Here is a 13,435-nt window from a genome sequence, read left to right as displayed (position 1 = left end):
TCAGCTAGAATGATGATAGAGCAAAAAGAGGAAGAGGTAGAGCCAAAGTACATCCACAAAATGCCAATAGATAGTCATCAGACGTACTTTTAGCTGATTGGGTGGGTTGACACTATACACGAAAGAATCGACATAAGAGCGGTTCTTCGTGGCTTCGCGGAATAAAAAACCCATAAAGATCAATCCGCCGAGGATGTGCAGTACGTGCAGGCCGGAGAGTAAATAGACAAATCCCGCCGACGGGTTGTCCTGCATGATGAGGCCCTGCTCCGTCATTTGCAGCCAACCGTAACCTTGCATTCCTACGAAGGCCATTCCGAGAAAAAGCGTGATGGTCAGACAGGTGCGGTACAAGGCAAATCGTTCTTTATAAAAAGCGTCCTTCGCCTCATGCAAACTGATGCTGCTGAGAATAATAACTACTGTACTTAGCCAAAACACGCCGGGCAATGGCGTGTCGTTCCAACTCGGCCCGACCTTGCGAACGATATAAATTCCCAGAATTACGGTAAAGATCAGCACGCTGCTCACGATACCCAACCACAGCAGAAAGTGCAGCGGCTCGCGACGCTTCGTGAAGGGGTTTTCTTTGGATGAAGTCTTTGGCCGGGTGGGCATGGTATTAAGTCAATTCTCCTTTCCAAACTGTCGAATTTCGGAAATTGTTCGCCAGATGCGGCTCTTGATTGAAGATTCCATAAACTGTGGAACCGGAGCCACTCATGCTGGCGTACTGTGCGCCCAAATCGTAGAGCCTATTCTTTATTTGGGGCAGGACGGGGTGATTCTTGAATAAATTTTCTTCAAAATCATTTATAACAAAATCACGCCACTGCTCGATGGGGTGTTGCAAAAGTTCGCGTAAATCAACCTTAAGGCGTTGTGGCGCGACCCCCGCGTAAGCTTCGGCGGTGGAAATGTACAGACCAGGATTCACCAGCACGATCCAATTTGCAGTCAGGCGCAGAGCAATCTCCTCAAACTCGTCACCCTTGCCAAAGCAGTACATGGGTTTGTTTTCAATAAAAAAAGCGCAATCGCTACCCAGTTGCCGGGCGTAGTTTTGTTGCTGTTCGGGGGAGATATCGAGAGAGAAAAGCTGATTCAGAGCTTTGATCGTGAAAGCCGCATCGGCCGAGCCACCACCCAACCCCGCGCCAATTGGCACTGCTTTTAGTAGATGGATGCTTACGGGTGGCAACGCGAGATCCTTAGCCAGAAGTTGGTACGCTCTCAAACATAAATTTGAATCTATATCGCCCGGGATAGGAAGGCCCGAAGAGGTAAAGGAAAGTTCGTCGGCTGGCAGGATTTCCAAAGCATCGGCCCAGTCCACGGGATAAAAGCAGGAGGCAATATCGTGGAAGCCATCACGACGCTTCCCGACAATATTCAACCCGATATTGATTTTGGCATTGGGGAAAGCGATCAACGTATTTGATGGACAGTGAACAATGGACTTACCACGCATCATAGGGCGCGTTTCTTCAAAAGAACAAAATTACCTGTTATGCACTACCCGTTGAACTAACGAATCGACAAAACTTTCAACTCCGTGCGGCGGTTGCGCTCGTGTTCTTCTTCGGTGCAAAGTACCCCGTCCTCGCATTGATTGATCAGGCGGGTTTCTCCGTATCCTTTGGCTGACAGACGGTCGCGAGTAACTCCCTTGGAAGCCAAGTAGTTTAAAGCTGCCTTAGCCCGCCGTTCCGAGAGGTACTGATTGAGTTTGGCATCGCCCTGACTATCTGTATGGGAGCCGATTTCTATTCTCAACGAAGGGTACTTGGTCATGGTAGCTACCAGTCGGTCGAGTTCGCGCGCGGCATCCGGCCGCACTTCCCACTTACCCGTATCGTAGTGGATATTGTCGAGCGTTACCAGGTCGCCCGCTTTGATCATAATTAGATTAGCTGATACCAGTTTGGGTTTGGAGGCGGCTGGAATGCGCTTGATGGCATTGGTGTTGGTGCCGTAGGAAGATTTCGAAGCCACCAGCGTATAGTCACAGCCTTCTTGGAGTTCAAAGCGGAAGCGGCCGTTTGGCCCCGTCACGGTTTGTTTGACTTTGCCGTCACACTCATTTTTCAAAACAATTTTCACACCTTCAATGGGCTTTTTATCTGCTTCCCCGGTCACTGTACCTCTGAGCGTGGAGGCAGAAATAGCGTCGTCGCTGTCCCATTCGCTGTCGGTGTTGCCACCACTCGTGACACGGCCGGGTGTGCGGTCATTTTCAATAAATTCAAATTTGATCAATGAAGACCCTAACCGGGTAGCCCGGTCGTCGGTCAGTCCCACGGTCGAGAAGCCCAGCGTTCCGGTGAGATAGCCATCCTTGGCCAGCTCGAACAAAAAGTCGTTCTCGGCTTCCAGGCAAAGATCGATCATGCCTTCTGCGTCAGTTTCCAGAACTTGTTCGTCGCGGCCTTCGCCCCGAGCCCTGACTGTTACAGTGACATTGTCGAGCGGCGCGTAGGAAACTTCGTCGAATACCTTCAGGGACAAGTTGCGGCAGCCGTAGAGGGAGCTTTCCCGGATGAAGCGAAAAATATCGTCGTCGCCATTCAGGCGGTTGCTACTGAAATATCCCGTCGATCTACTACCATCGGCGATCAGACCGAAGTCGTCGGCTCTGGAATTAATAGGTGCTTCAAGGTGGGAAACCAGCTGGTTTGCACCGTTCCCAAGAGGGATGAAGTAGATGTCAAGCCCGCCAAACCCGTCGGAACGTCCATTGGAAGCGAAGTAGAAATTTCCGTTTTCGTCCACGAAAGGAAACATCTCATCGCCTTTGGTATTAATTTCTGGCCCCATGTTCAGCGGTTGCGACCAAGAGCCGTTTTCCCAACGCGAGAGATACACATCGGTACCTCCGCGCCCGCCGGGACGATCGGACACAAAGTAGAGAGACTTGCCATCGCGGCTCAGCGCGGGGTGGCCTGTGGAGTATTCATCGCTGTTGAAGGGTAGTTCCTGCACGGTGACCCATCCGCCATCGCGTAGTTCGGCGGTGTATAGTTTCAGTTTGGTGACGTTGTCGCTACTCTTGCTCGATTTACCTCCGTTATAGTTGTTGCGGGTAAAAATTACCTTGCTACCATCGGCAGAAAAGGTAACGGGACCTTCGTGGTACTTGGTGTTAAGGTCCTGGCTGAATTCTTCCGGAGCAAAAGAGGCCATGTTTTTCTTATTACTCTTGCCCATATCCAAGCCCTCCGAGAAACTAAGCGGGGCGAACGAGGCGGCTGTATGAGAGTCGTTGGCCGTCGCGCTGGTATAGCTGTCGTAGCCCAAACGGCGACTGGCGTATCGACCGGAACCAGCCGAGGCCCGCCCATTGTCCGTAGCAACAAGCTTGCCGTCGGTACCGATGACCCCCACATAGGTAAGATCATTGCGATTGGGAACATAAAATAAATCAAGATAACCCTTGTCGGGCGAGGTGCTGGCACCACTCGACCCTTTACCTGCTACGTACACCAATCCTTCCCGGAAATAAGCCGGGCTAAACTCTGCGTTGTCAGTGTTGATGCCCAGACGTTCGACCCGGTAGGTTACTTTGACATCGCCTTTGCCAACGGCACCGGGGCGGTAGTTGGAAGGCTCTGTTCCCAGCGTAGCTTTGACGTTCTCGTAGCGGGCATACATATCTTGTGCATCCTTCATTTTTCCATTATGGCCTAAAGCCTGGGCGTAATACAGGTAAGCAACCTTGTTTTTTCCAGTTGGTTCGCCCAATTCTAACAATTGTCGAAAACTACTTTCGGCCTTAGCAAAGTCTCCCAGTTCCTTATAGGCATAGGCCAGATTGAACAGCACATCCTTTCGCGCTTCGCCCGCCAGTGAACGATCTTTGATCAGGTCAGCGTAGCTCGCAGCGGCGCTAGGGTAGTCTTGGGCATAGAATAGGTGATCGGCCTGTTGCTTGGGGCCCTCTTGCTGCGCGTAACATAGGGTGCAGCTCAGCCAAACGCACAGGCTTGCCAGCCTTAGCCTTCGCGCGATCAGGTATCTGGCCGGATGGTTAAAGACTTTCATAATATCTGTCTTAATGTGTGATAGTCAAAAACTTGATAAACTCTCGACCGTCGCTCAGGCGAATCACGTAGAAATAGGTGCCGTCGGCGAGTTGCTTCTTGCCCCCGCCCGCGGCGCCCCGGTTGGCTTCCCCGTCCCAGTCGTTCTTGTAGTCTTTCTCTTGGTGTACTAGTTGTCCCCAACGGTTATAGACCTCAAAAGAAACGTTCGTTTCGTCAGGGACATTGCCCAGTACGAAGCGGTCGTTGATGCCGTCACCGTTGGGTGAAAAGCCTTCGGGAATGAAAACTTCCTTAGTATTATCGACCGGAATGAGGCCAATTGGCGGCATCTGGTTGTTGACGGAAGTACTGTCTTTAGCAGGAATGATGGCGGAGTCCGCTAACAGATCAGGTACCGAGGGTTTTGGTAGATGAATTGGTACTTTCATAGAAGCCGATACACTTTCGCAGGGCCCCTCACCGTCTGGGTCGTCTGTCATGAAAGTAAATGTTATTATCCCTTTCGCAAAATCACTTACGCTGGGTAAGTAAGCAGTATGCGTCGAATCGGCGGCACTGAACGTACCGCTACCACTGGTGATCCATTCGCCGCTCGAGGCGCTGCCTCCTATTTCAGCTATGAGTCGCAAAGGCCCGGCGGAGGTGTCTGCTTTGATCTGCACACTACCGGGAAAATACGCGCAGACGGGTACCGGTGCCAGGCATTCGTTAATTGTGATAGTTACTGTTGCCGCTTCGCTGTAGCAACCTACCGCACTTTTCTCAAAAACATGATAAGTACCCGCCCCCGCGATGCCCGAATGCACCACCTCAGGCGAACTGGCGGCTGCGGCAGTTCTGAACTCATAGCGACCACCTTTCGTGCGTGGCGTTTGTTGCAAAGTCAGCATCAGATCCAGGGTGATGTACGGGCATTCGTTCTTACGATTCCGAACCAGCGGTGTGGGCGGAGTCGGATTTATAGTAAAAACAATTGCCTCCGAAAACCCGCTTTGGCAGTCGCCTTGGCCGCAGCGGGCCTTTACTGTAGGCGTCGCTTCGGGAGAAATCATAATTTCAGTCCCCGTTTGGCCATTCGACCAGGTCACGATACCGTCGCAGCCGCTCGCACTGACTTTAACTTTCTCGCCCGCACAAACTGCTGTCCGCACGGTAGTGACTACCGGAACGGGGGCAGGGCCGACCTGTACGGTGGCAAGATTAGTGCCAAAGCTGCAATCACCAACTTTACAGATAGCGCTATACGTAGTGGTGACCAGAGGCTTAATTACCCGCAATTTACCAGTCAAATCTGTTGCGTCCGCCCAATAGACGTTACCCGGACAACCCACAACGCGTAAAGAAAGCGTGTCGTCGGCGCAAACGCTCTTTTGGGCTGAAATCAAAACAGGCCGGACCGAATCGGCTACCCTGACCTCGACGGGCTCGGCGAAGCAACTGATACATTTCAGGCCGTCCGCCTGTCCTTCGCTCGTGCGGCAGATTGCCGTGTAGGTGGTAGTTTGGGCAGGACGCACCGTGATTTCGCGGCCTGTACTGCCGTTGGACCACACCACCGCGCCCGGACAGCCGCTGGCCGTCAGCACTGCGCTGTCGCCCGCACAAACGGTGCGCTGGCTGGCGCTGAGAATGGGAATATCGGGAATGGGAACAACGACTGTCAGGGATTGAGAAGCCGGGCTTGGGCAATTTTCTTTTTCGCAAATAGCCGTATAGACGCGTGTATTCGCCGGGCGCGACACGATGGTATCACCCACCAGGCCGTTGGACCACTTCACTGTTCCGTCGCAGCCCGCCGCCCACAGCAGTACGGGCTGGCCCGAACAAGTGGAATCCCGCTCGGCCCGGATGGTCGGGGCCGGTATATTACAGCTATCGGCCGTAACTAGGGATACATCAGCGGCAACCGTGTGGCCATGGTAGATCAGCAAGAAGAAAAAGCCTAATAGATATTTTATCATTTATAGAACGCTTTTCGCTACCTTGAAACTTTGGTATCTGGTTCAATAATTAAGCACAAACCATGCCACCCTTTCCAGATTAAATCTTGAAAAAAGGGCATTTCTGTTCAATTCATCTACAAAAATCCATCCAACTAATGTTAAAAGATAAAACCGTTTTCATTACCGGAGGAAGCCGGGGGATTGGCCTGGCTATTGCTATACGCCTGGCGAAGGAAGGAGCCAATATAATCATTGCCGCCAAGACCGCCGATCCGCATCCCAAACTGCCCGGAACGATCCATACCGCTGCTGCCGAAATCGAGGCGGCCGGGGGCAAGGCCCTGCCGCTCCAAGTGGACATACGGGACGAAGAATTGGTACAAGCCGCCGTGGACGAAGCCGTAAGTACCTTCGGAGGAATCGATATTCTGATCAATAACGCCAGCGCCATCAGCCTGACGCCCACGCTGCAAACCGACATGAAGCGATACGACCTGATGCACCACATTAACACGCGGGGTGCGTTTCTGACCAGCAAGCTTTGTCTGCCCCATTTACTAAAAGCCGACAACCCGCACGTGTTGAATCTGTCGCCGCCTTTAAACATGGAAACGCGGTGGTTTGCGCCGCATGTGGCTTACACAATGGCTAAGTTTGGCATGAGTATGTGCGTGCTGGGCATGGCGGGTGAGTTCAAAAAGCAGGGTGTGGCCTTCAACGCGCTGTGGCCGCGCACGACCATCGCCACCGCTGCCGTACAGAATCTGCTGGGCGGCGACGGCCTCATGCAGCGCAGCCGTACGCCCGAAATCATGGCTGACGCGGCTTACCACATCCTCCGCCGCAACAGCCGCGAATGCACAGGAAATTTCTTTGTGGATGAAGAGGTGCTAAAAGCCGAAGGCGTGACGGATTTCGCAAAGTACCGCGTAGACACCAATCTGAGCGACGAAGAGTTGATGCCGGACTTTTTTCTTTGATTATCAATACCCACTCCGATCCACAAATGAGCGCCTTCTCGACAGCTTCAAATCCTGCAAAATGGACGACTTGGCTTTGAGCGTGAAAGAATAATTGCTGGCCCGCAGGCGGTTGCCCGCATAGGGCGTCCAGTTGAACGACATATCCCAGCAGTGCAGGTCGCGGAAGAGCGACACCGTGGTGATCGACGGGCTGAGGGCCGTGAAGTCGAAGCCCGTTTGCAGGCTCAGCTTCCACTTGGGCGTCAGGCTCAGGTCGCCGTTGGCGCTCAGCGTTTGGATAATCTCGGCGGGTCGCAGCCCGAAGCGGCTCAGTCCGAAATTGTAGTTGATGTTGACGTTCCAGGGAATGTCGAAATCCACATAAAGGTTGGGGTGGCGGTTGATGAATTCCAGGTTTTCATCGGTGGCCTCCGGGTTGGTTGGATTGGGTGGCGCGGGCTTTTTCGCCGGGTCTTTCTTTTTTGGGTTAAAGCTCTTGGAAAAAGTAAAGTTCAGGTTCGAGAGCCGCGCCAGGCCCTGCCCGCGCTTGACCGCAAACTCGTTGATGCGGAGGCCAGCCGTATTGCTGGGACTGCGCAGATCGGGGATGTAGGCGTAAGGATCGAACGTCATGTTGAAATTCAGATTCAAATCCTTGATCGTCGTATTGGCATTCACCGACAGGTTGGATAGGTTCAGCGAGTCGGCGATGAGGTTGTAGCTGCCGTTGAAGCTGAGATTGTCCAATAGCGAAACCTTCTCGAACTGCTGGTCCGACGTGTCGCTCCTCGAGCGCAGCTTCATCTCGAAGGAGTTGTTGAGACTGTACGAAACTACCCCCGACGCCTGCCCGTTGCTGCCGCCAAGACTATTGCCAATGCCCCGGTAACGCGACAGGAACTGCGTTTTGCCATCGTCGTTGATTTGGACATTTTGGTAAAAACCAAAATTGTCGCCCGAGAAATCGGGCGTATAGCTGAACGACACCGACGGAATCACCGTGTGCCGAATCGCTTCCAGCCGTTTTCCCTTCACGAAAAAAGTACCATAAAATCGCGTGTTCAGCCCCGCGCTCATCGAGTAGCTGTACTCGCTACCCACCTGGTCGATGGTGTCGATGCGGACACGGTTTTCGCCTTGGTAGGTATATTTGTATTGCTTGGAAAAAACCTCGCCCTGCAACGAAATGCCGGGCGTGAGATTGATGAAGCGCAGCAGCTTGAAGTTGGGCAGCGAGATGGGGATCGAGTAACGGCCATTGAACCGCGCGTCTTTCAAAAGGTCGGGCAGGTTGTCGAAGTTGAAATCGACCACTTGGTCGCTGCGGGTGCGGGCGCTGTCCATTTCGTTGGTCACGATAAAGCCTAGCCGCGAGTAAGTCGTGTCGATGGTCGATAGCGTATTGTTGACGCTATAATCGCCGTTGAAGTCCATGCCCAGCCGGAAGCTTTCGTACCAGGCACCGCGCCCGCCGTTGAGGGCGAAGGGGGCGATTTGATTGACACCGAAATTGAATGACGACGAAACGTCGGTCTTGCCGCCTGTCTTCAGTCCGGTCAAGGGATCGGGCGTGCCGAAGTTCTGGTTTACGCGCAAACTGGCCCCGGCGCGGGCGTACTGCCCGAAGGTACGGTTGTACTGCACTGACGAACTGGCGACGTTCGAGATGTACTTCTGGGTTTCTTGGGCGTTGTACTGGTTGAAGCTGTTGCTGGTTACGTTCACATTGGCCGAGAAGGTAGAGTTACCGCGCGGCACGGGCGAATGCGACCAGATGACGCTGAAATCGTTCCGTCCTGGTTTGTCTAGTAGTTTGTCCAGCTCGTCACCCGACTTGTTGCGATTGAAGCGCAACGAAACGTTACCGTTGTAGCGGTAGCGCTTAGTATAAATTGAACTCACGCCCGCGCCCCAGCTTCCGGTGGAGTAGATCTGCCCGGTAACCGTAGCGTTGAAGTTCTCGCTGACGGCGAAGTAGTAGCCGCCGTCGCGCAGGTAGAAGCCTCGGCCGTTGGGTTCCTCACCGTAGGCCGGGAACAGGATGCCCGAGGTACCAATCTCTTTTTTCTTGGGAAAAGGAAAAAAGCCGAACGGCAGACCCAGCGGCAGCGGCACGTCGGCGATGACCAGGTTGAACGGCCCCGAAACTACCTGCTTGTTGTCGATGAGTTTGATTTTGGGAGCATTGATGTAAAAGTGCGGGTGCGTAAGGTTGCAGGTAGTGTAAATGGCTTTTTTGATATACAAATTGCCTTCCTGATCCTTCTTGACCTGCTCGCCCCGGATGTTGCCCTCACCCTGTTGCGTGACTACTCCCTTAATGAAGCCCTTCTTGGTCTTGTAGTTGTAACGTAGTTCTTTGGTGTTGTATGCCTCTGCCCCGTCCTGAAAGATGGGCTCCCCTACAGTTTCCTTAGTCGTGGAGTCATAACTACCCTTGGCAAAAAGTTCGTTGATCGTCCAGTCGATGCGGATGTAGTCAGCTTTGAGGTTGATAGTACCGTAAGTGACCTCGGCCTCCCCGTAGAGGTGTACCTGTTTGCCATCCACATCCATGATCGTGGAGTCGCGGGACTTGTACTGAACCGTCGATTGCAGGTCGCTTTGCTTGGCAAGCGAGTCCACACGCAACGAATCGGCTCGCAGCGAATCCAGGCGGATACCCAGGGTGTCGCCCGTCGCGATGCGGACGCCGTCGGGCAGCGTCGTCGAATCGGCAGCGGTGAGCGTATCGGAAGTGACGGCAACAGGGTTCTGAACCGCCGCCGAAGAGTCGGCCTTGGCCACTTTGCCGAAGAGTCGACCAGATCGGCCCGGTTGTTGCTGAGTCCTTACGCATCCCACCAGCAGAAGTATACACAGGCTCAGCGATATACTAAAGCACTTTTTTTTCAGTTGTATCAAAAAGCGTATTTTTGCCTAAAATTCAAGATGTCAAAATTAGTGGAGAAACCACTAGGGAGTAACGCACTAAGCAAAAAATAATGTTAAAAGTTCTTAAAATCGCGGCTGCTACGGGTGGTTTGATGTTGAGTTTGGCCTTCGCTTTTCAGCAGGAGCCTGTCTCTGAAAACAATCCCGGCCTGATCGATGTGGTGGTGATAGACGCCGGACACGGCGGCCACGACCCTGGCACGCGGGGCAAAGTAGTCCGCGAGTCTCGCACTACTTTGAAGATCGCCCTGGCCCTTGGCAAGAAAATCAAAGCCGAGATGCCGGAGGTGAAAGTTCTGTACACCAGAACATCCGATGTATTTGTCGAACTCGACGAGCGCTCAGCTTACGCCAACCGTAACCGCGCCGACCTTTTCATTTCTATCCATTGTAACGCGGGATCCAGCCGCGCCCTTGGTACCGAAACCTACGTAATGGGGCTGCACAAGTCCGAGGCCAACCTCGCCGTAGCCAAACGTGAAAACTCGGTAATCCTGAAAGAGAAAGACTACAAAGAAACGTATAAGGGCTTCGACCCCACCTCTCCGCTGGCGCACATCATGCTCGCCAACTACCAGAGCGCCTATCTTTCCAGCAGCCTGCTTTTTGCCAGCCGGGTGGAGCGGCAGTTTCGGTCGGAGTCGAACCGCCGAAGTCGGGGTGTGAAACAAGCAGGGTTCCTGGTGCTATGGCGAACCAACATGCCCAGCGTTCTGGTAGAAACAGGCTTCCTTAGCAACCCCACTGAAGAGGCTTACCTGAATTCAAAAGACGGCCAGGATGAGGTGGCGGAAGCTGTGTATGGTGCGTTCAAGCAATACCGCAAAGAGATGGAACGATAATAGGCGTTCTTTCGTAACAGAAATATCTCTTTCCACCCTCACGATTTAACGTCATGAAATTCTCCCGAGAGCTGAAAGTGGGCTTACTGTCGGTCGTTACGATCTCCATGCTCTACTTTGGCTTCAACTTTCTAAAAGGTTCCGACGTTTTTTCTGCCAATAGCAAATACTACGTTATTTACAACAGTATTGATGGACTAACTTCGTCTAACCCGATTACGCTCAACGGCATGGCCGTGGGACAGGTGCGAAAAATAACCATTCAGCAAGAAAGAAGTAATCGGTTGCTAGTAACGCTCGAAATTCGAAAGGACATCGTCCTCCGAGAAGGAACCCAAGCTATTTTGGCTGATGGGGGGCTGCTGGGGGGTAAGGTTATTCGCTTAGAAATCAGTCCATCGGGCCGCGAATTGGTAGGTGGAGATACGCTTGTAAGTAATCAAGAAGCGGGTATTCAAGCGCTTCTACAGGAAAGAACGCTACCCGTCATTACCCACGCTGATTCGCTGGTGCAAAATCTCAACGCGGTCGCGAAGGGTTTCCAGGAAACCGGGGCCATTCTGAATCAGGTGCTGCGCAATTTTGATCAAACGGGCAGCACGTTGCGCACCACGCTACAGCAAAATCAGAAGAGCTTGGCCGAACTCACTGCCAACCTGAGCGAACTTTCCTCTGGCCTTATCGAAACCGAGAAAAAAATTAGCCCACTGCTAGCCAAGACAGGTACTTTCGCCGACTCGCTGAACGCCCTGCGTCTGGGTGAAACCGTCAACCGCGCCAATCAACTCGTGACACAGATGGAGCAACTCGTCGCTTCGGTCAAGACTGGCCAAGGAACCGCCAGCAAGCTCATCAACGACGACAAGCTCTACAATAACCTGAACTACACTATCATCAGCATGAACCAGTTGCTGGCCAACCTGCGAGAGAATCCTAAGCGCTATGTGAACGTCTCAATTTTTGGCAAAAAAGACAAAGGGCCGTCCGAGTCGCCCGTGGATACGACGCTGGAGTTCAAAAGGCTTGGGGTAGATTCGATTGGCAACGGACGTAACTAGAGACACACCACACCTGATGCTGTGTACTTACTTCAGTCTTACTGGATTTTGTAGTGCGAATAAAGTATCTTGTGTTCTTAATCAAGTACCTGCATTATTATGTTAGTTCAAGAATTAGCTGTACCTACCTCTCTGGTTCCCGCCGAATTAGTTAAAGAAACTATCGACGGGCGAGCTTTCTATTATCCAAATTTCAGAAAAGTGATGGCCGGGGAACTGGCTCTTGATGACATCATGGGAAGCAGCACTTTGCAAAGTCTAATCGTCGATTTCATATACTATATAGTTCATACTGAACTTAGTAGAAAATTGTACGTATCATTGAGCAGCGAAATAGGTATCCATATTGACAAAAGAAGCAATCTAGCGGGTGACCTTGCCATTTTCGAGCGCAGCAAGCTTCCTGCCAAAAAAATTAACCTCCACTACGCCGATGTCCCGCCGAAAATGGTGGTCGAGGTAGATACCAACATTGACTATTCCGAAGAAGGTGCCTCTGATTACGTCCACCTGAAAACCCAAAAGCTGCTGGATTTCGGCGTGCATCGAATCATTTGGATTTTTACCAGGAGCCGTAAAGTCATGGTTGCCGAACCGGGGCAGGATTGGCTCACCAAAGACTGGAATCAGGATATTGAGTTGCTGGACGCTAAGTATTTTAATGTCGGAAAATTTTTAGCAGAAGAAGGCGTCGAGTTTGAATAATTTATCCTATTCTCCAAAACACAGCTTCTGAAAGTCGTTTGCTCACGGGCGGGCGACTTTTTATTTTTGATGCAAATACACGATTTCTTTTATCGAAAAAGATAATTTCGCGACACCATGAACAAGCCCACCTCCCTCACTGACCTCACCAATGACCTCAAGGTACGCTATGCTACGGTGCAACTCGGCGGCGGCATCAAGAAAATCGAAAGCCAGCACAAAAAGGGCAAGCTCACCGCTCGTGAGCGCATTGACTATTTGCTGGACGACGAGGCGTACTTCCTGGAAGTCGGTGCTTTTGCTGGCGACGGCATGTACGAAGACGAAGGTGGCTGCCCGGCTGGCGGCGTGGTGATGGGGCTGGGCTACGTGGCGGGTCGGCTGTGTGTGGTCGTAGCCAACGACGCCACCGTGAAGGCCGGGGCGTGGTTTCCGATCACAGCCAAGAAAAACCTGCGGGCGCAGGAAATAGCGATGGAAAATCGCCTGCCCATTATCTATTTGGTGGACAGCGCAGGCGTCTATTTGCCCATGCAGGCTGAGGTTTTCGCCGATAAGGAACATTTTGGCCGTGTATTCCGCAACAACGCACAGATGTCGGCGATGGGCATTCCGCAGATTGCCGCCATCATGGGTAGTTGCGTGGCGGGCGGGGCGTACCTGCCCATCATGTCCGACGAAGCGCTGATTGTGGAAGGTACGGGGTCGGTGTTTTTGGCCGGGCCGTATTTGGTCAAATCCTCCATCGGTGAGAATGTGGACGCCGAGTCGTTGGGCGGCGCGACGATGCACAGCGAGATTTCGGGCGTGACCGACAATAAGTACCCCGACGACCAAAGCTGCTTGGATGCCATCCGAAAATCCATGAGCAAACTAGGTGCACCCGAAAACGCCGGATTTAGCCGTGAGGAAGCCATCTTGCCAAAACGCCAGCCCGACGAAGTTTTC

The 13,435-nt window shown here is 52.6% G+C and carries 10 protein-coding genes; 5 read left to right on the top strand and 5 right to left on the bottom strand.

The features are described from left to right. From ACEW8P_RS11585 to ACEW8P_RS11570, 4 genes are all read right to left on the bottom strand, one after another. A complete protein-coding gene (locus ACEW8P_RS11585) occupies positions 1 to 618 on the bottom strand; it encodes a heme-copper oxidase subunit III (RefSeq protein ID WP_373513240.1) in 618 nt (205 codons plus the stop codon). Positions 619 to 622: 4 nt separating this feature from the next. Next, positions 623 to 1,432: a 4-(cytidine 5'-diphospho)-2-C-methyl-D-erythritol kinase gene (gene ispE / locus ACEW8P_RS11580; RefSeq protein WP_373513241.1), complete on the bottom strand. Its 810-nt coding sequence runs from the start codon at positions 1,430 to 1,432 to the stop codon at positions 623 to 625. Positions 1,433 to 1,527: 95 nt separating this feature from the next. Beyond that, positions 1,528 to 4,041: a carboxypeptidase regulatory-like domain-containing protein gene (locus tag ACEW8P_RS11575; RefSeq protein ID WP_373513239.1), complete on the bottom strand. Its 2,514-nt coding sequence runs from the start codon at positions 4,039 to 4,041 to the stop codon at positions 1,528 to 1,530. Positions 4,042 to 4,051: 10 nt separating this feature from the next. Further along, on the bottom strand, positions 4,052 to 6,004 hold the full coding sequence (locus tag ACEW8P_RS11570) for a gliding motility-associated C-terminal domain-containing protein (protein WP_373513238.1): 1,953 nt from the start codon (positions 6,002 to 6,004) through the stop codon (positions 4,052 to 4,054). A 137-nt stretch (positions 6,005 to 6,141) separates the two neighbouring features. Between ACEW8P_RS11570 and ACEW8P_RS11565 the strand changes: the two genes are divergently transcribed. After that, positions 6,142 to 6,966 (top strand): SDR family oxidoreductase, encoded by an 825-nt coding sequence (locus ACEW8P_RS11565; protein WP_373513237.1) that lies wholly within the window; start codon positions 6,142 to 6,144, stop codon positions 6,964 to 6,966. Between the two features lie 3 nt (positions 6,967 to 6,969). On the opposite strand, the gene ACEW8P_RS11560 is transcribed toward ACEW8P_RS11565, so the two are convergent. Next, positions 6,970 to 9,735 (bottom strand): putative LPS assembly protein LptD, encoded by a 2,766-nt coding sequence (locus ACEW8P_RS11560; RefSeq protein WP_373513236.1) that lies wholly within the window; start codon positions 9,733 to 9,735, stop codon positions 6,970 to 6,972. A 197-nt stretch (positions 9,736 to 9,932) separates the two neighbouring features. On the opposite strand from ACEW8P_RS11560, the gene ACEW8P_RS11555 reads away from it, so the two are divergent. The 4 genes from ACEW8P_RS11555 to ACEW8P_RS11540 all read left to right on the top strand — a co-directional run. After that, positions 9,933 to 10,724, top strand: coding sequence for an N-acetylmuramoyl-L-alanine amidase (locus tag ACEW8P_RS11555; protein WP_373513235.1), 792 nt, complete (start codon positions 9,933 to 9,935; stop codon positions 10,722 to 10,724). A 53-nt stretch (positions 10,725 to 10,777) separates the two neighbouring features. Then, the gene (locus tag ACEW8P_RS11550; protein WP_373513234.1) at positions 10,778 to 11,782 is read left to right on the top strand and encodes an MlaD family protein; all 1,005 of its coding nucleotides are present in this window, start codon (positions 10,778 to 10,780) and stop codon (positions 11,780 to 11,782) included. 99 nt (positions 11,783 to 11,881) lie between these two features. After that, the gene (locus ACEW8P_RS11545; RefSeq protein WP_373513233.1) at positions 11,882 to 12,487 is read left to right on the top strand and encodes a Uma2 family endonuclease; all 606 of its coding nucleotides are present in this window, start codon (positions 11,882 to 11,884) and stop codon (positions 12,485 to 12,487) included. A gap of 117 nt (positions 12,488 to 12,604) precedes the next feature. Next, on the top strand, positions 12,605 to 13,435 hold an 831-nt coding region (locus tag ACEW8P_RS11540), incomplete at its 3' end, for an acyl-CoA carboxylase subunit beta (protein WP_373513232.1).

The sequence above is a fragment of the Persicitalea sp. genome, from assembly GCF_041751555.1.
Taxonomy (GTDB): domain Bacteria; phylum Bacteroidota; class Bacteroidia; order Cytophagales; family Spirosomataceae; genus Persicitalea.
Note: the sequence above shows the minus strand (reverse complement) of the source record. Positions and strands in the feature narration are given on the sequence as shown.

Excerpts from the sequence above, each read along its gene's own strand:
- ACEW8P_RS11555 (WP_373513235.1), top strand. The coding sequence starts at position 9,933 with ATGTTAAAAGTTCTTAAAATCGCGGCTGCTACGGGTGGTTTGATGTTG.
- ACEW8P_RS11545 (WP_373513233.1), top strand. The coding sequence starts at position 11,882 with ATGTTAGTTCAAGAATTAGCTGTACCTACCTCTCTGGTTCCCGCCGAA.
- ACEW8P_RS11585 (WP_373513240.1), bottom strand. The coding sequence starts at position 618 with ATGCCCACCCGGCCAAAGACTTCATCCAAAGAAAACCCCTTCACGAAG.
- ACEW8P_RS11575 (WP_373513239.1), bottom strand. The coding sequence starts at position 4,041 with ATGAAAGTCTTTAACCATCCGGCCAGATACCTGATCGCGCGAAGGCTA.
- ACEW8P_RS11565 (WP_373513237.1), top strand. The coding sequence starts at position 6,142 with ATGTTAAAAGATAAAACCGTTTTCATTACCGGAGGAAGCCGGGGGATT.
- ACEW8P_RS11570 (WP_373513238.1), bottom strand. The coding sequence starts at position 6,004 with ATGATAAAATATCTATTAGGCTTTTTCTTCTTGCTGATCTACCATGGC.
- ACEW8P_RS11550 (WP_373513234.1), top strand. The coding sequence starts at position 10,778 with ATGAAATTCTCCCGAGAGCTGAAAGTGGGCTTACTGTCGGTCGTTACG.